The 17369-nt window shown below is 36.0% G+C and carries 20 protein-coding genes; 14 read left to right on the top strand and 6 right to left on the bottom strand.

Annotation, left to right across the window (positions count from 1 at the left end; translation table 11 throughout):
- A partial coding sequence (locus DT250_RS02875; protein WP_149212454.1) for a collagen-like protein occupies nucleotides 1–575 on the bottom strand: 575 nt, incomplete at its 3' end.
- Nucleotides 576–691: 116 nt separating this feature from the next.
- Nucleotides 692–1654, bottom strand: a complete 963-nt coding sequence (locus DT250_RS02870) for a tyrosine-type recombinase/integrase (RefSeq protein ID WP_088064237.1) — start codon at nucleotides 1652–1654, stop codon at nucleotides 692–694.
- A gap of 265 nt (nucleotides 1655–1919) precedes the next feature.
- Here DT250_RS02870 and spoVK point away from each other — a divergent pair, with 265 nt between their 5' ends.
- Complete coding sequence (gene spoVK / locus DT250_RS02865; protein ID WP_087982006.1) at nucleotides 1920–2876, top strand: stage V sporulation protein K; 957 nt, start codon at nucleotides 1920–1922, stop codon at nucleotides 2874–2876.
- A gap of 30 nt (nucleotides 2877–2906) precedes the next feature.
- Here spoVK and DT250_RS31550 read toward each other — a convergent pair whose 3' ends face one another.
- Both DT250_RS31550 and DT250_RS02860 read right to left on the bottom strand, forming a co-directional pair.
- Complete coding sequence (locus DT250_RS31550; protein WP_165775587.1) at nucleotides 2907–3044, bottom strand: hypothetical protein; 138 nt, start codon at nucleotides 3042–3044, stop codon at nucleotides 2907–2909.
- A gap of 99 nt (nucleotides 3045–3143) precedes the next feature.
- Nucleotides 3144–3767, bottom strand: coding sequence for a trimeric intracellular cation channel family protein (locus tag DT250_RS02860; RefSeq protein ID WP_000312270.1), 624 nt, complete (start codon nucleotides 3765–3767; stop codon nucleotides 3144–3146).
- 92 nt (nucleotides 3768–3859) lie between these two features.
- Here DT250_RS02860 and hflX point away from each other — a divergent pair, with 92 nt between their 5' ends.
- The 7 genes from hflX (at nucleotide 3860) to DT250_RS02825 (ending at nucleotide 10316) form a co-directional block, all read left to right on the top strand.
- Nucleotides 3860–5134 (top strand): GTPase HflX, encoded by a 1275-nt coding sequence (hflX, locus tag DT250_RS02855; protein WP_141555657.1) that lies wholly within the window; start codon nucleotides 3860–3862, stop codon nucleotides 5132–5134.
- The gene (locus DT250_RS02850; RefSeq protein WP_000460307.1) at nucleotides 5127–6398 is read left to right on the top strand and encodes a methionine gamma-lyase family protein; all 1272 of its coding nucleotides are present in this window, start codon (nucleotides 5127–5129) and stop codon (nucleotides 6396–6398) included. Before hflX ends, DT250_RS02850 begins: the two co-directional genes overlap by 8 nt.
- Before the next feature lie 175 nt (nucleotides 6399–6573).
- A complete protein-coding gene (glnR, locus tag DT250_RS02845) occupies nucleotides 6574–6963 on the top strand; it encodes a transcriptional repressor GlnR (RefSeq protein ID WP_000656785.1) in 390 nt (129 codons plus the stop codon).
- Between the two features lie 48 nt (nucleotides 6964–7011).
- Nucleotides 7012–8346, top strand: a complete 1335-nt coding sequence (gene glnA / locus DT250_RS02840; protein WP_000135338.1) for a type I glutamate--ammonia ligase — start codon at nucleotides 7012–7014, stop codon at nucleotides 8344–8346.
- Between the two features lie 304 nt (nucleotides 8347–8650).
- Nucleotides 8651–8974, top strand: coding sequence for a PadR family transcriptional regulator (locus tag DT250_RS02835; protein ID WP_001102620.1), 324 nt, complete (start codon nucleotides 8651–8653; stop codon nucleotides 8972–8974).
- Nucleotides 8967–9509 carry a DUF1700 domain-containing protein gene (locus DT250_RS02830; protein WP_149212453.1) on the top strand — a complete coding sequence of 181 codons (543 nt, stop codon included), beginning with the start codon at nucleotides 8967–8969 and terminating at the stop codon, nucleotides 9507–9509. Before DT250_RS02835 ends, DT250_RS02830 begins: the two co-directional genes overlap by 8 nt.
- Nucleotides 9510–10316: a DUF4097 family beta strand repeat-containing protein gene (locus DT250_RS02825; RefSeq protein WP_149212452.1), complete on the top strand. Its 807-nt coding sequence runs from the start codon at nucleotides 9510–9512 to the stop codon at nucleotides 10314–10316. It abuts the gene before it with no gap.
- An 87-nt stretch (nucleotides 10317–10403) separates the two neighbouring features.
- Here the strand turns inward: DT250_RS02825 and lexA are convergent, their stop codons facing one another.
- Nucleotides 10404–11024, bottom strand: coding sequence for a transcriptional repressor LexA (lexA, locus tag DT250_RS02820; protein WP_000413737.1), 621 nt, complete (start codon nucleotides 11022–11024; stop codon nucleotides 10404–10406).
- A 141-nt stretch (nucleotides 11025–11165) separates the two neighbouring features.
- On the opposite strand from lexA, the gene DT250_RS02815 reads away from it, so the two are divergent.
- Together DT250_RS02815 and DT250_RS02810 are read left to right on the top strand one after the other, a co-directional pair.
- Nucleotides 11166–11822, top strand: a complete 657-nt coding sequence (locus DT250_RS02815; RefSeq protein ID WP_046956545.1) for a YneB family resolvase-like protein — start codon at nucleotides 11166–11168, stop codon at nucleotides 11820–11822.
- Between the two features lie 45 nt (nucleotides 11823–11867).
- Complete coding sequence (locus DT250_RS02810; RefSeq protein ID WP_001190582.1) at nucleotides 11868–12107, top strand: DUF896 domain-containing protein; 240 nt, start codon at nucleotides 11868–11870, stop codon at nucleotides 12105–12107.
- Nucleotides 12108–12146: 39 nt separating this feature from the next.
- Here DT250_RS02810 and DT250_RS02805 read toward each other — a convergent pair whose 3' ends face one another.
- On the bottom strand, nucleotides 12147–13736 hold the full coding sequence (locus DT250_RS02805; RefSeq protein ID WP_149212451.1) for a bifunctional metallophosphatase/5'-nucleotidase: 1590 nt from the start codon (nucleotides 13734–13736) through the stop codon (nucleotides 12147–12149).
- A gap of 178 nt (nucleotides 13737–13914) precedes the next feature.
- Here DT250_RS02805 and DT250_RS02800 point away from each other — a divergent pair, with 178 nt between their 5' ends.
- The 4 genes from DT250_RS02800 (at nucleotide 13915) to phnE (DT250_RS02785) (ending at nucleotide 17305) form a co-directional block, all read left to right on the top strand.
- Nucleotides 13915–14853 (top strand): phosphate/phosphite/phosphonate ABC transporter substrate-binding protein, encoded by a 939-nt coding sequence (locus DT250_RS02800; RefSeq protein WP_000915072.1) that lies wholly within the window; start codon nucleotides 13915–13917, stop codon nucleotides 14851–14853.
- Nucleotides 14854–14937: 84 nt separating this feature from the next.
- On the top strand, nucleotides 14938–15711 hold the full coding sequence (phnC, locus tag DT250_RS02795; protein WP_000569233.1) for a phosphonate ABC transporter ATP-binding protein: 774 nt from the start codon (nucleotides 14938–14940) through the stop codon (nucleotides 15709–15711).
- Nucleotides 15708–16502: a phosphonate ABC transporter, permease protein PhnE gene (phnE, locus tag DT250_RS02790; RefSeq protein WP_000996079.1), complete on the top strand. Its 795-nt coding sequence runs from the start codon at nucleotides 15708–15710 to the stop codon at nucleotides 16500–16502. Before phnC ends, phnE (DT250_RS02790) begins: the two co-directional genes overlap by 4 nt.
- Complete coding sequence (phnE, locus tag DT250_RS02785) at nucleotides 16502–17305, top strand: phosphonate ABC transporter, permease protein PhnE (protein WP_149212450.1); 804 nt, start codon at nucleotides 16502–16504, stop codon at nucleotides 17303–17305. The genes phnE (DT250_RS02790) and phnE (DT250_RS02785) overlap by 1 nt, the downstream gene beginning before the upstream one ends.
- Nucleotides 17306–17369 lie beyond the last annotated feature (64 nt).

The following is a 17369-nucleotide window of genomic DNA, read 5'->3' as shown; positions in this document are numbered from 1 at the left end:
GCGCCCGTGTTACCTCGAGGTCCGGTAGCACCAGTGGCGCCCGTGTTACCTCGAGGTCCGGTAGCGCCAGTAGCGCCTGCTGGCCCAGTAGGCCCGGTAGGTCCTTTAATGAATGAAGCAGAATTAACTAGAGCGGTTTGTAATGCTGCTATTAATTTAAGAAGCTCTTGAAGTGTGCAAGGGTCGATTCGGAATAGTTTTGTAATGTATAGTAAATAATTAATTAGATTTTGAAGCTCGATAAATACAGCGCTTGCTACGAAGGTTGGATTTTTTAATATAGTTATTAAGTTTTTAATAATAGCTAACCCTTGTGCTTTCAGGGAGGAAGTAGCGTCTAGTGAACAAATAAATTTACTTAGTAGGTTCAATGTATCGATTAGATCTTCAATGTTTTGAGGAGATGGATTTGCGAAAAGTTTTGGGATTATTTTTGTTAAATCAATAATGATTGCACGGAATGTTCTAAGTTGTACCTTAGTAACTGGGATTGATGGGGTATTTGGGATTCGTCCGGCGCTACTTGGAAAGCATGGTTTGGAGAACTTGTTCTGACTGTCGTTAAAATGAGACATTAAATCTCTCCTTTCTCATGAGGATATGAACGAAACTCATCATAGTAGATGCAAAAATTAGTTAAATGGTCATAGTAAAATCGTTTGTTTAAAGAAAAAATAGAAAAAACGCCTTATCATAAGGCGTTTTTTCTATTTTCTGCGTATTGATAATATCGTTTTAGTGAAACTTTTGATTTGAATCCAGCTAGTTTTATAATTTCTGACTCCGGAGTTTCTTTTTTTATTAAGTTTAAAATATAGGTGTTACGAAAGTGTTGTCCTGAGATTCCTTTGCGTAAATTAGCTCTAGATACTTCAAGGCGAATCATTTTTTGGATAGCGATTTCTGTTAATCCCTTCGGTGCATCATTTTCGTATACCCATCTGTATGTTCCACGATTAAAATCAAATGCGATAAATAATGGGTCATGGCTATGATATTTTGGACGAACGGGTTCCGGGATGCTTTTGTAATAAGCATATAGTTGTTTTTTGTCTTCGTTAGTTAATGTAATTGTTCTTTCTACCCCTGCGGTTGCTGGGATAGATAATGTGTTAGTTTCAAAGTGGACGTGATGCAGAGTTAATGCTGTAAGTTCCTGTAAGGATAATCCATAGTCGATTAATAAGTTTAAAATAACGATATTACGGTCTATCAATAAAGGGCGCACAGGACGTTGTTTTTCTGAAAGTCCTTCCAATGAAGAGACTATATGTTTTAATCTTTTTTCCTCATCAGATGAAATGAAATCTTCATCGCGAAGCCTGCGGTCTGGTTGGATAGAAATTTCCATATTCTTTAATGGATTAGGGATGTTTAGAAAGTGATGCATTCTATTTAATACAATAAATACACGGTGCATCGTTTTCTCTGAGTAATGTCGATTCTTTTTTAAGTCGAAAAAATAATCTTCATAGTCTTTTGTACAAAGTGTAGCCCATATATTACTGGAAGGGAGCTTTTTGTTTTTTTTTAACCAATGTCCGAAATCTTCAATGTCATAAACATAACGTTTAATGGTTGAAGGTTTTCGGCCTTTATTCAATAAAAAAATAGAAAAGGCTTGTATTGTATCATGGAATTCCGTTGTCTCCATAGTCCCACCACCTTCATTATTTCTTATATTATAGCAAACTTTTCTGAAAATAGTCATTTGCAAGGGAGACAGGAATAATAATATTTGGTGAGTGGATAAAGCGAAATTTTAATCAGTGGGATTTTGTTAATCCATCGCTGATCATTAGCCTGCACCAATCGGGCATTTACGGGCAATTATCTGCCGCCTAACTTCCTAATATTTGCTGAATTTTGAGGTGGGAGTCTTACTGCTCGCAAATAGCGGGATAAAATGAGGTGATTGTATGGAACAATCGATGCGAAAGAAAAATAATAATCAAATTAATATTGTGTTAAATCATCGAAAGAAAATTTCTTTACCAGCCGCAGAAAATAAAACAGTAATTTCAAATGAAACTACTACGAAACATGAGATGCTGCAAAGAATTGAAGAAGAAATGGGAAAGCTTATTGGGATGGATGATATAAAAAAGATAATAAAAGAAATATATGCTTGGATTTATGTAAATAAAAAAAGACAAGAAATAGGGTTAAAGTCTGAGAAGCAAGTACTCCATATGTTGTTTAAAGGGAATCCAGGTACAGGGAAGACAACTGTTGCTAGGATGATAGGGAAATTGTTGTTTGAGATGAATATTCTATCAAAAGGGCACTTAGTTGAAGCTGAACGTGCGGATCTTGTAGGAGAGTACATCGGTCATACAGCTCAAAAAACAAGAGATTTAATAAAAAAAGCAATGGGAGGTATTTTGTTTATTGATGAGGCGTATTCATTAGCCCGAGGGGGAGAAAAAGATTTTGGGAAAGAAGCAATTGATACACTCGTAAAGCATATGGAAGATAAACAACACGGTTTTGTATTGATATTAGCCGGATATTCAAGAGAAATGAATCACTTTCTTTCATTAAATCCAGGTCTGCAATCACGTTTTCCGTTTATAATTGAATTTGCGGATTACTCAGTAAATCAGCTGTTAGAAATAGGGAAGAGGATGTATGAAGAACGTGAATACCAGTTATCGAAAGAGGCTGAATGGAAATTTAGAGATCATTTACATGCCGTAAAGTACTCATCGCAAATTACATCGTTTAGTAATGGAAGATATGTACGGAATATTGTTGAAAAATCGATTCGTACACAGGCTATGCGGTTGTTGCAAGAGGATACGTATGATAAATATGATTTAATTGGGATATCAAGTTGTGATTTGATGCTTGAAGAGGAGACGCACAGTACGTAAACTGTGCGTCTGTTTTTTGTATAAGTGCTTTTACTCTTTTTTTGCTTTTTCTTGATAAGATTTATGGAAGTGTTCCATTTTAGCGCTTTTTTCGTGTGCAGAATTAGGATCGTGTCCAATTTGACCTACTGAGCTTTTTTGAGCGCCTTTATTAACATGGTTTGTCATTTGTATTCACCTCGCTTTGAGGATTAGTATAAACATTATGTAAAGAAAAACTCATTAGAAAAGAAAAACCTCTTTACGATATGTAAAGAGGTTAGATTGCTATTTATGCATTGAACGTTCTTTTGTATCGATACGTCTATGCGGTAAATGCCATTTGTAATGAATAGAAACCATGCGGAAGCAAACAATTAAAATGAATAAGGTATATAGAGCCCAATCGCTAACAATAATTTGAGCGCCGATTAAGAAACCTGCTAGAATCGTCCAAAAGGCATATACTTCAGCTCGAAGGACGAGAGGTTTTCTGCGGGCTAAAAGATCGCGGATGATACCACCGCCAATACCAGTTAAAACAGCTGCTACGATTGTAGCGCTAATTGGTAAATTTAATTTTTGAGCATATAATGCTCCTTGTACGGCGAATGCTGATAAGCCGATAGCATCAGTGATATTTTCCCACTTTTTCCAATGTCTAATTAATTTATTAGGAAAAAGAAAAATAATCGTCATTGATAGTAGTGCGATTTGGAATAACATGTCTTGTTGCCAAAACGCGACAATCGGATAACCGATTAATAAATTACGAAGGGCACCTCCCCCAAATGCGGTTGCCATTCCTAAAATATACACCCCGAAAATATCATAATCCTCTTCCATTGCAACAATGGCTCCGCTTAGTGCGAAAGCGATTGTGCCTATGATGCTAAAAATCTCCCATGCCATGAATTTTCTCCCCCGCTAACTAGATGAAATGTGCTTCCTCTGCTATTATATTAGAAGGTTTAAATTTCGAAAAGGATGAGTGAACATATTTGATGGAAGAAAAAGAAAAAGTCATATTAGTAGGCTGTCAATTGCCACAAGATGATGATGAAAAGTTTATGCATTCCATGAAAGAGCTTGCATCGCTAGCGAAGACTGCACGAGCAGAATTGTTAGTGTCTACAACGCAAAAACGACCGAAGTTTCATCCGGCGACCTATATAGGTAAAGGTAAATTAGAAGAGCTTACAATGTTAACGGAAGAATTAGAACCGGATGTTATCGTATTTAATAACGAATTAACGCCGAGTCAAATTCGGAATTTATCCTCAGTATTAGATGCGAGGGTGATTGATCGAACGCAACTAATATTAGATATTTTTGCGCAACGTGCGAAGTCGAGGGAAGGTAAGCTTCAAGTAGAATTAGCTCAGTTGCAATATACAATGCCACGTCTTATGGGGCAAGGATTGTCTTTATCACGTCTTGGTGGTGGTATTGGAACGAGAGGGCCGGGTGAGACGAAACTTGAGACGGATCGTCGTCATATTCGATCACGCGTTGATGAAATAAAGAAACAACTTGCAGTTGTTGTGGAGCATCGAAAAAGATATCGTGAGAGAAGAAAAGATAATAAAGTATTTCAAGTTTCATTAATAGGGTATACGAATGCGGGAAAATCTACACTGTTTAATAGATTGACGGAAGCAGATACGTTTGAAGAAAACTTGTTGTTTGCAACGCTAGACCCGACGACAAGGAAGATGCCGTTACCTTCAGGTTATACAGTATTACTAACTGATACGGTGGGCTTTATACAAGATTTACCTACGTCATTAATTGCTGCTTTTCGTTCGACATTAGAAGAAGCTGGTGAAGCGGATGTTATTTTACATGTAGTTGATTCAGCGGATCCTAATTATGTAGGGCATGAGAAAACAGTAAAACAATTATTGTCAGAACTTGAAATTAATCATATTCCTATTATTACGTTATATAATAAAAAAGATGAATTACATCAAAACTTTATTCCGTTTCCGAAAAGTGACTTCTTAATGACTAGTGCCTTTGAACAAAGTGATTTATTGCATATAAAAGAAGCGATAGAAACGAAAATGAAGGAAGAAATGAATCGTTATCAAGTGGAAATTCCACCGAGTGAAGGTAAGTTGTTAACGCTATTAAAGACGGAGACGCTATTAACAAAGATGGAGTTTCTGGAAGATAAATTTGTATATAATTGCGTGGGGTATATTTTTGCTCATTCATCGCTTAATGTGCAATTAAAGAGATTTTTAGTGGAAGAAGGAGAAAATAAAAATGTTTGATCGTTTGAAAAATGGAGAAAAAATTGCTCCAATCGTAAAAGAAGTAGAGAGCCAGATTACAGAAGTACATAAACGCGCGGATGAAGTAATTGAAAGCAATCAGTTTCGAGTGTTAGAAAGTTTCCGTAAACATAAAATTAGTGACTCGCATTTTATTCCGACGACAGGTTACGGTTATGATGATATTGGCCGTGATACGTTAGAAAAAGTGTATGCGGATGTATTTGGAGCGGAAGCTGGTCTTGTTCGTCCGCAAATTATTTCAGGTACTCATGCTATTTCTACAGCGTTATTCGGTGTTTTACGTCCGGGAGATGAGTTATTGTACATCACTGGCAAACCGTATGATACATTAGAAGAAATCGTTGGTGTACGCGGAAAAGGTGTAGGTTCATTTAAAGAATATAATATTGGTTATAATGCAGTTCCGCTTACTGAAGAGGGGCTTGTTGATTTTGGAGCTGTTGCGACTGCAATTCATAGTAATACGAAGATGATTGGGATTCAGCGCTCAAAAGGTTATGCTACTCGTCCATCGTTTACTATTTCTCAAATTAAAGAGATGATAGCATTCGTTAAAGAAATTAAACCTGATGTTGTTGTGTTTGTAGATAACTGTTATGGTGAGTTTATTGAAGAGCAAGAACCATGTCATGTAGGTGCAGATTTAATGGCAGGTTCGCTTATTAAAAACCCTGGTGGTGGAATTGTTAAAACTGGTGGTTACATTGTTGGTAAAGAACAGTATGTTGAAGCGTGTGCATATCGTTTAACATCTCCGGGAATCGGTGCGGAAGCAGGGGCATCTTTATACAGTCTGCAAGAAATGTATCAAGGTTTCTTCTTAGCGCCGCATGTAGCGGGGCAAGCGCTAAAAGGTGCGATTTTTACAGCTGCATTTTTAGAGAAGTTAGGAATGAATACATCACCAGCATGGAATGCACCAAGAACAGATTTAATTCAGTCTGTTCAATTTGATGATAAAGATCGTATGATTGCATTCTGCCAAGCGATTCAATATGCATCTCCAATTAATTCTCACTTCACTCCATATGCCAACTATATGCCGGGTTATGAAGATGATGTAATTATGGCTGCGGGAACGTTTATTCAAGGTGCAAGTATTGAATTGTCAGCTGATGGTCCAATTCGTCCGCCTTATGTTGCTTACGTGCAAGGTGGGTTAACTTATTCACATGTGAAGATTGCGATTTGTTCTGCAATTGATGCGTTAATTGAAAAAGAATTATTAACAATTTCTTAAGGGGAAGCTGTCGATTTCGACAGCTTTTTTCGTGTGAAAGTAATGATTAATCTCATTAGAAAAAAGAATGAAAAAATTTATAAAAAAATCATGTAAGAAAAGCTAACATCTATTGACACTAAACATAACATGGTATAAAATGAGAAGCAGTTAAGGCGAAGGAGGAACTGAAACAATGAAAGAAGATAGACGTTCTGCCCCGCTGTTTCCTATTGGTATTGTTATGGATTTAACACAATTATCTGCACGTCAAATTCGCTACTATGAAGAGCATAATCTTGTTTCTCCAACCCGTACAAAGGGGAATCGTAGATTATTTTCATTTAACGATGTAGATAAGTTGTTAGAGATTAAAGATTTATTAGATCAAGGCTTGAATATGGCTGGTATTAAACAAGTGTTACTAATGAAAGTAAATCAAACAGAAACAGTGAAAGTAAAAGAAGAAACGAAAGAAATTTCAAAAACTGAGCTTCGCAAAATACTTCGAGATGAACTACAACATACAGGTAGATTTAATCGGACTTCATTGCGACAAGGTGACATTTCAAGGTTTTTTCACTAAAGATAACTGATTCTGAAGGTGTTTAGAGGGACTAAGGAGGAATTTATAATGGCTAGGTACACAAGAGAAGATATTTTCCGTTTGGCGAAAGAAGAGAATGTAAAGTATATCCGCTTACAATTTACGGACCTTTTAGGAGTAATTAAAAACGTAGAAATTCCAGTGAGCCAATTAACAAAAGCTCTTGATAACAAAATGATGTTTGATGGATCTTCTATTGAAGGTTTCGTACGTATTGAAGAATCTGATATGTACTTATATCCAGATTTAGATACTTGGGTAATTTTCCCTTGGACAGCTGAAAAAGGAAAAGTAGCTCGATTAATCTGTGATATTTACAATGCAGATGGCACTCCATTTGATGGCGATCCACGTAACAACTTAAAGCGTGTATTAAAAGAAATGGAAGCATTGGGATTCTCAGATTTCAATCTTGGACCAGAGCCAGAATTCTTCCTATTTAAAGTAGATGAAAAAGGAAATCCAACATTAGAATTAAACGATAACGGTGGATACTTCGACCTTGCGCCGATGGATCTAGGGGAAAACTGTCGTCGTGATATCGTGCTTGAACTTGAAGAAATGGGCTTTGAAATTGAAGCGTCTCACCATGAGGTTGCTCCAGGGCAACATGAAATTGACTTTAAATATGCAAATGCAATTCGCTCATGTGATGACATTCAAACATTCAAACTTGTTGTAAAAACAATTGCTCGTAAACACGGTTTACACGCAACATTTATGCCAAAACCATTATATGGTGTGAACGGTTCAGGTATGCACTGTAACTTATCACTATTCAAAAATGGTGAGAACGTATTCTTCGATCAAAACGGTGACTTACAATTAAGTGATGATGCTCGTCACTTCATCGCAGGTATTTTAAAACACGCACCAGCATTTACAGCGGTAGCAAATCCAACTGTAAACTCTTACAAGCGTTTAGTACCTGGATACGAAGCTCCTTGTTACGTAGCATGGTCTGCACAAAACCGTAGCCCATTAGTACGTATCCCTGCATCTCGTGGTATTAGTACACGCGTAGAAGTACGTAGTGTTGACCCAGCTGCAAACCCATATTTAGTAATGGCTACATTATTAGCAGCAGGTCTTGATGGAATTAAAAACAAATTAACTCCACCAGCTGCAGTAGACCGTAACATCTATGTAATGACAAAAGAAGAGCGCGAAGAAGCAGGTATCGTTGACTTACCAGCAACATTAGCGCAAGCATTAGTTACATTACAATCTAATGAAGTAGTATGCGGTGCACTAGGAGAACATTTACTTGAGCACTTCATCGAAGCAAAAGAGATTGAGTGGGACATCTTCCGCACACAAGTTCACCAATGGGAACGCGATCAATATATGTCTCTATACTAAGAGAGAAAAAAGCCTTGATACTACGGTATCAGGGCTTTTTTTATTTGTGGGCAAATATAAAGGCTTGTGAAATGAATTAGATGGGTGCCCGCAAAGTGCTCGAAAAAAGTCATGTGGATTATTTAAAATGCGTGCTAGCTATGAATGAAAATGTGGAAGTTGAAATATGGTGTGGATGTATTTAATTCGAAAATTAAGTATTGAAAAATATAGTACCTTGCAATGAATAATACTAAGTGGTATATTATGGATATAACGGGTACCGTGTATTGAATAGTACTGAAATGAGAAAGGGGGATTGACCTTGAACGTTCAGTTTAAAAAAGGCGTGTTAGAACTGTGTGTTTTAGCACTTGTGAAACGTAAAGATTGTTACGGCTATGAACTTGTTCAGCAAATCTCAAATAAATTTTTAATATCGGAAGGGTCAGTGTATCCTTTATTACGTCGTTTAACGAAAGAAGGATATTTTCAAACGTATTTAAAAGAATCTACAGAGGGACCGCCTCGTAAATATTATCAACTAACTGAGCAAGGGGAAACGCAACTGAATTTGTTAGTAACGGAGTGGCGTGATTTTGCAAAAGGCGTACAAGAAATTATTGAAGGGGTGGAATGGGATGAGTAAAGAACAGTTTCTTAAAGAATTATCAAGTCATCTTAGAAAGTTACCGGAAGAAGAGAGGAAAGATATTTTATTTGATTATGAAGAGCATTTTCAGTTTGGAATAGAAGAAGGAAAAACTGAATCGGAAATAATAAAGGGCCTTGGCTCTCCGAAAGTAATTGCAAAAGACTTACTTGCTTTGTATCGCTTTGACGAAATGAAAAAGGACCCATCAACTACCAATATAACAAGGGCTGTTATGGCAGCGATTGGACTTAGTTTGTTTAATTTTATTATTGTGTTAGGCCCGTTAGTTGCAATTATTGCTTTTATATTTTCCTTCTGGCTCGGTGGAATTGCTAGTGTAGTGAGACCATTTTTCGTTATTGGAAAAGTATTTATGGGTACTTTTATATGGTTGGATTTATTCGTTAGTATAACGTTTGTTGGAGTAGGTTTGTTGTTATGTATTATCGCTTATTATAGTACGAAGTGGTTTAAAAAGTTATGCGTACGTTATGTAATATGGAACTTCAAAATGATAAAAGGGGAGTAGATGATGAAGAAAATATTGTTAGTAGCTATCGCTTGTATCATTATTGGAGTAATAGGGATTTCACAAACATATGAAAAAGCAGTGCAAACTGCAGAAGAAGGAAATAAAGAAGACGTAATTAAAAACGAAACACTAAAAAATATAGAAGTTAAGTTAGATGCTGGGGATATTGTTGTCCAAAAATCTCCCGACTCTTCTTTTTATGTAAAGCAATCAGGAGATGTACGTAAACACGAGGTTCGTATTGCCGAAGATGGTGACACATTAAAAATTATTGGGGAAAGAGAAAAAGGTGCTTCATTTGATTTTTCTTTTTACGATTTTAGATTTCAAAGGTCTACAATAACTCTCCTTGTGCCTGAACGTTCATACCAAGAGATAAAAATAAATTCATCAGCTGGACAAATAGAAATAAGTGATGTGAAAAGTGATTGTGTAAGTGTTGGGACACTCGCTGGAGAAGTAGATTTGAAAAATGTCACAGCAAAAAGTGTGGAAGGATCTTCAAAAGCTGGTGAGGTGAGCTTTAAGAAGGTAATAGGAAAAGTAACTGCGAAGTCGGCTAGCGGGGAAGTGCATATTATGGATCATGATCCTAAATATGATGTAGAGGCAAGTTCAACCGCTGGGGATGTAGATATTACTTTATTAGAAAAACCACAAGATGCAGTTATAACTGGGCAAAGTGCTGCTGGCGAAGTAATGATTTTTAATGAAGAAAATAAAAATATAACAATTGGCAATGGTAGTAAAAAGATTAGTGGTAAAACAGCTGCTGGCGATGTGACGATTGAAACTCGTTCATAAGAAATAAAATGTATGAAAATCTATCAAAATACAAAAAAGAAGATAATTACCGTATATAAATAAGGTAATTATCTTCTTTTATTATTCTTAATGTAAATCACGATATACGCCAATTACTTTTCCAATAACTGACACTTGTTTTAAAATGATAGGTTCTAATGAAGAGTTTTCCGGTTGTAGACGGAAATGGTCTTTTTCTTTATAGAAACGTTTAACAGTTGCTTCGTTATCTTCTGTTAAAGCGACTACAATTTCACCGTTGTATGCAGACTGTTGTTGGCGAACAACAACTAAATCCCCATCGAAAATACCAGCTTCAATCATACTATCTCCGGAAATACGTAACATAAATACTTGGTCTGCTCCAGCAACAATGCTAGCTGGAAGTGGGAAATGATCTTCTACACTTTCAACTGCTGTAATAGGTAATCCAGCAGTAACTTTTCCGACAATTGGAACTTGAATAACAGATTGTGTCTCTGTATCCATTCGGTTGTCACCTAAAATTTCAATTGCTCGTGGTTTTGTTGGATCGCGTCGAATATATCCTTTTTCTTCTAGTCGTGATAAATGTCCGTGCACTGTAGAACTAGAAGCGAGGCCGACTGCTTGACCGATTTCACGTACGGAAGGTGGATATCCTTTTTCTTGTACTTTTAGCTTAATAAAGTCGAGAATGTCTTGCTGGCGTTTCGTTAACTTTTCCATGTTTTCTAACACCTCGTTTTCTTTCATTTTTCTTATTAATAAGTATAACATGCGAAAAAACATTCTACAAACATAAGTTCGAACGAAAGACGAATTTATGATACACTATAAGGAAAATATAGTGAGAAAGAAGGGTTCAATATGAATGCAATTATTTATGCACGTGTGAGCACAACAAAAGAAGAACAGGAAACATCATTATTGCGTCAAAAAGATGAATTATTGCATTTAGCTGAGCGCTATCAAATGAATGTTGTAAAGGTGATTGAGGAGCAGGCTAGTGGTTATACAATTGAACGTGATGGCATATTAGAAGTGCTAGATACAATTCGCGATGAACAAGTTGATGTACTTCTCATACAAGATGAAACGCGCCTTGGTAGAGGGAATGCAAAGATTGCATTAATGCACTGTTTACATAAAGAGGGAATAAAAGTATATACGCATACGCATAATGGAGAATTAGAACTCTCTGACTCTGATTCGATGGTACTAGATATAATTGGGATTGTTGAAGAGTATCAAAGGAAGATCCACAATTTAAAAATTAAACGTGGCATGCAAAGAGCGGTAGAGAAAGGATTTCGTCCAGAGAATAATTTGAAAAATCGTCATTTAAGTATAGGACGTGAGAAAAAAGAAGTGCCAATTGAGGAAATTGTACGTTTACGCCGGAATGAATTAACTTTTGAAGAAATTGCAGCAACACTTCGTGGTTTTGGTCATGATGTTTCAAAAGCAACTGTACATCGAAGATATGTAGAATATACAAAGCAATTGCTTGATAAAGAGGACTAACTATTGTATGATAATAATCAGTTTTGAGTAAAAGGGGGATTCGAGATGCAAAGTCACGAACTCATTGAACGCATTAACTTCTTAGCGAAAAAAGCAAAAGCTGAAGGTTTAACTGAAGAAGAACAACGTGAGCGCCAATCGCTACGTGAACAATATTTAAAAGGATTTCGTCAAAATATGTTAAACGAACTTAAAGGAATTAAAGTTGTTAACGAAGAAGGTACTGATGTTACACCGGCGAAATTAAAAGCTTTAAAAAAGCAAGATAATGCAAAATTAAACTAAAAGATGGGCGAAGCCCATCTTTTTTATTTATTATATCCGTTATTTAATAACTTTCCAGTTGTTATTGAATGTTGCTTCTATCTTTTTGTGCTTCAATATATAGTTAGCGATAAGTTCAGACATATCTGTTGGTATGTCTTTTATTACGGGCTTATTTTGAAACATAAAGAAGTTCCCTCCGCCACTTGCGCGATAATTATTCATAACGACGTTATATTCTTCATTCATATGAAGTGGAGCGCCTTTATACTGTAAGGATTCTACTCTCTCGCCAATTGGTTTGGAAATGTTTAATACGTACGAAATTCCTTCCCACATATCGTAATTATAGTGTTGCGGCTTTGGTTCTATGTAGGTAGGGTTTACGATGATAGTTCCATCTGCTTTTAATATGAAATAAGAAGCAGAGAGTTCAAGGGCATCTTTTATATCCGCTCCAGTTATTCTAATTACTTTTAATGTATTTGGATAAATATAATTAGAAACGATGTCACGCATTGTTACATATTTCGGGAAACCTGGAGATGTATTATGGAATAAGCTTGTACAAGAAATGGAAACATTAGCTATATCCATCTGTATTTTATTTATGAATTCAATAAAAGGATGGTCTTGCAAACGAGTTTGCATAGCATCTGAAATTTGCATGTTCCCATAGATTACTCCAATAGGTTGATCGAGCCAATTTTGTGTTTTTTCTTCATAATCGGCAACCAAGGAAAGAATATCTTGGTCAGCCTCAATTCCTTGTACGGGCAATAATTGTGAATAACTCTCTTTTTTTACCCATTTTTTTTCTGTTTTTTCGAATGTTACTGTTACTTTTCCAACGGAGTGTCCATTGCATCCAGTCTGTAAAATTGTTACACCATTCATTACGTTGTGAGCGATTTCCCGGTGTTGGTGGCCTGTTAGTAAAATGTCTATGCCTTCAATTTCATGGCACATTGCATATCCTTGGTTTTCACCTGTTAAAACTTCAGTCGGTACCCCAGTTTGTAAATCGCGTTCAAATCCCCCATGGTAGGCTACGACTAATAAATCGGGTTTCTCGTGTTCGCGAATGTAAGAAACCCATCTTTTTGTTGTTTCTAATGCATCTTCAAATTGTAAATCTTGAATGTGATGGGGGTGTTCCCAATTGGGAATGTAATGCGTTGTCATCCCTAAAATAGCAATTTTTATATTTGATTCAATATGTTTTATTATATATGGTTTCCCGAAATAAGGTTCTTTTCTGTTTTTATCTAAAATATTTGCTGATAGATACGGAAAGTTTGCAGTAGAAATAGCATTATTTAATATGTCCATTCCATAATTAAATTCATGATTCCCAATAACTGCAGCATCATAACGTAAATAGTTCGCTAATAAAGACATTGGATTTTTCTTATCTTCTTCATATGTAGCGTAATGATAAGTGAAGGGTGTTCCTTGTATGAAGTCACCGTTATCAATTAAAAGAACGTTTCTATTTTGGGAACGTTCTTTTTTTATAAGAGTAGAAATTTTGGCTAAACCAATTTCAGCTTGGGAGTTATCTTGGTAGTGAATTGGATAAACAGTGCCATGTATATCACTTGTTAATAAAATGTTTAAAGTTACAATTTGATTTGGATTTAATATCATTCACCTTTTCTATTGTTATCTACTAATTAAGCATATCAAATATATGAAGAGAATTTTAATGAGAATGTATAGAATGTGTAAAGATTCTGTAAATAAGCAATTGTACGTGAAAATGTGTGATATATTTCTTCATGTTTACGGAAGGCAATTTCATAACAACAAAATTGGAGGCATTAATATGTTGAAAAAAGTTTTTGCAATGAGTACGACAGTTGTACTAGCGGCGGGATTATTAAGTGGTTGTGGAACGAAAGAATCAAGTGCAAGTAAAACTGAAGATACGAAAAAAGGTTATGTACCGAAGACTTTAAATGTTCAATTTGTTCCTTCTCAAAATGCAGATACGTTAGAGGCAAAGGCAAAACCATTGGAAAAGTTATTAAGTGATAAATTAAATATTCCGGTAAAAGTTAGTATTTCAACGAATTACAATACAATTGTAGAAGCGATGGCGTCTAAGCAAGTAGATGTAGGGTTTTTACCTCCAACAGCGTATGTGCTAGCGCATGAGAAAAAGGCTGCAAACGTAATTTTACAAGCACAACGTTTTGGAGTAGATGATGAAACGGGAGCTCCTACAAAGGATTTAGTAGACTTTTATAAATCTGAGTTTGTAGTTAAGAAAGATTCAAATATTAACAGTGTAAAAGATTTAAAAGGTAAAAAAATTGGTTATCAAGATGTAACGTCATCAGCGGGGTATGTATGGCCTGCGGCTGTATTGTTAAAAGAGGGAATTGATCCGCTAAAGGATGTGAAACCTGTTACATTAAAAGGTCACGATCAGTCGCTGATTGCTCTTTTAAATGGTGATGTAGATGCATCTGTTGTATTCCAAGATGCTCGTAATATTGTGAAAAAAGATTATCCGAATATATTCGATCAAACGAAAATAGTGAAATTTACGGAAAAAATTCCAAACGATACGATTTCGGTACGTTCTGATTTAGATGCAGAGTGGAGTAAGAAATTACAGGACGCTTTCATTGAAATAGGAAAGAATGAGGAAGGTCACAAAATCATTAAAGAAGTATATTCACATGAAGGATATGTTAAATCTGATGATAGTAAATTTGATATCGTTCGTGAATATGGAAAGAAAGTAAAAACGCAATAATACATATGGAAATGGCAGCTAACTGGAAGGGATATGTTTCCAGTTAGTTTGCCATTTTGAATACATAGAAGGTAGGTAAGATGTGTGATAGAATTTCGAAATGTTTCCAAAATGTATCCGAATGGTACAAAAGGATTGAATAATATAAACTTGAACATTCAAAAAGGTGAGTTTGTTGTAATGGTAGGGCTGTCGGGGGCTGGAAAGTCTACACTTCTTAGATCGGTAAATCGCCTTCATGAGATTACAGAAGGAGAAATCTTGATTGAAGGTGAGTCTATTACTGCTGCGAAAGGAAAAGAATTACGCCGCATGCGCCGGGATATTGGTATGATTTTTCAAAGTTTTAACCTTGTAAAACGATCAACGGTTTTGAAGAATGTATTAGCTGGGCGTGTTGGATACCATTCGACTTTTCGTACAACGTTAGGTCTATTTCCAAAAGAAGATTTGGAGCTTGCCTTTCAATCGTTAAAAAGGGTGAATATTTTAGAAAAAGCATATGCGCGAGCTGATGAATTATCAGGAGGACAACAGCAACGTGTATCGATTGCTAGAGCGTTGGCGCAAGAAGCAAAAATCATATTGGCAGATGAACCTGTTGCGTCGTTAGATCCGCTAACAACAAAGCAAGTATTAGATGATTTGAAAAAAATTAATGAAGATTTTGGGATTACAACAATTGTAAACTTACATTCTATTGATTTAGCTAGGCAATATGCGACACGCATTATTGGATTACATGCAGGCGAAATTGTTTTTGATGGTTCAGTAGAAGAGGCAACGGATGAAAAATTTGCTGAAATTTATGGAGACGTAGCGCAGAAAAGTGAATTATTAGAGGTGGCAGTTAAATGAATGACGCGACGATATATTCGAAATCGATACCGAAGCCGCCGAGTAAGTTGAAACATATGTTAACGGCTATTCTAGTCATTTTACTGTTGTGGGGAAGTAGTGTACAGGTCGACGCATCATTTTCAAAACTAGTAGTTGGTTTTCCTAATATGATTGATTTGTTAAAAGAGATGGTGCCGCCTGATTGGAGTTATTTTCAAGTTATTACAACAGCGATGTTAGATACAATACGTATGGCGATTATTGGGACGACTTTAGGAGCGATTTTAGCTATTCCACTGGCACTATTTGCGGCAAGTAATGTGTTTACTAGTACATTTTTGTACGGTCCAGCTCGATTGGTTTTAAATTTTATCCGAACGATACCAGATTTATTATTAGCGGCAATTTTCGTAGCTATTTTTGGAATAGGACCACTTCCAGGTATTTTAGCTCTTACTTTTTTCTCAATTGGGCTCGTGGCGAAATTGTTGTATGAGTCAATGGAATCGATTGATCCAGGTCCATTAGAGGCGATGACAGCAGTAGGAGCAAATAAAGTGCAATGGATTGTGTATGGGGTAATTCCGCAAGTGAAAGCACATTTTGTCTCCTATGTTCTTTATACATTTGAGGTGAACGTACGTGCAGCAGCTGTTTTAGGTTTAGTAGGAGCGGGTGGTATTGGGTTGTATTATGACCGTACACTTGGATTTTTACAATATCAACAAACTGCATCTATTATTATTTATACTCTTGTTGTTGTATTGTTAATTGATTATGTAAGTACATTGTTGCGGGAGAAATTATAATGAGTAAAACGACGATAATTGTACCAAAACCGAAGAAACCGAGTGTGTATCGCTGGTTTATTTTTATAGCACTTGCATTTGTTTATGTATGGGCTTTTTCAGGAGTCCCGCTAGAGGGAATAAAGGATACGGCAGGAGAAATTACAAAAGCAATTATGACAGGTGTATTGAATCCAGATTGGTCGTATGTATCTTTGCCAGATGGTGAAGATTTATTACATGGCTTAATTGATACGTTGGCAATTGCGATATTAGGTACATTTATTTCTGCCTTTTTATCTGTTCCATTAGCTTTTTGGGCGGCAACGAATATGAGCAGTGGAAAATTAACGGCAGGAACTGGGAAATTTGTACTTAGTTTTGTTCGTACATTTCCTGAATTAGTTATGGCTCTTTTATTTATAAAAGCTGTTGGACCAGGCTCCTTTGCCGGAGTTCTAGCTTTAGGATTACACTCTATCGGAATGTTAGGGAAATTATATTCAGAAGGAATTGAAAATATAGATAAAGGACCGACGGAAGCGTTAATAGCTACAGGTGCGAATCGCTTTCAAATACTTTGGTATGCAGTATTGCCACAAGTATTACCGGATTTTCTATCGTATACGTTATACAGGTTCGAAATTAATGTACGATCCGCTGCTATTTTAGGTGTTATTGGAGCAGGTGGGATTGGTACGCCTCTAATTTTTGCACTGAGTTCACGCAACTGGTCTCGTGTGGGGATTATTTTATTGGGTATTATTTTAATGGTAATTATCATTGATTTTATTTCAAGTTCGATACGGAAGAAAATTGTATAATTTATTTTAAGCACCTATAAAAGGTGCTTTTTTATATAATAAGAATAATAAATGTGAGCAATAG

The sequence above is a fragment of the Bacillus sp. AR2-1 genome (genome assembly GCF_008368755.1).
GTDB classification, from domain to species: Bacteria; Bacillota; Bacilli; order Bacillales; family Bacillaceae_G; genus Bacillus_A; species Bacillus_A wiedmannii.
Note: the sequence above shows the minus strand (reverse complement) of the source record. Positions and strands in the feature narration are given on the sequence as shown.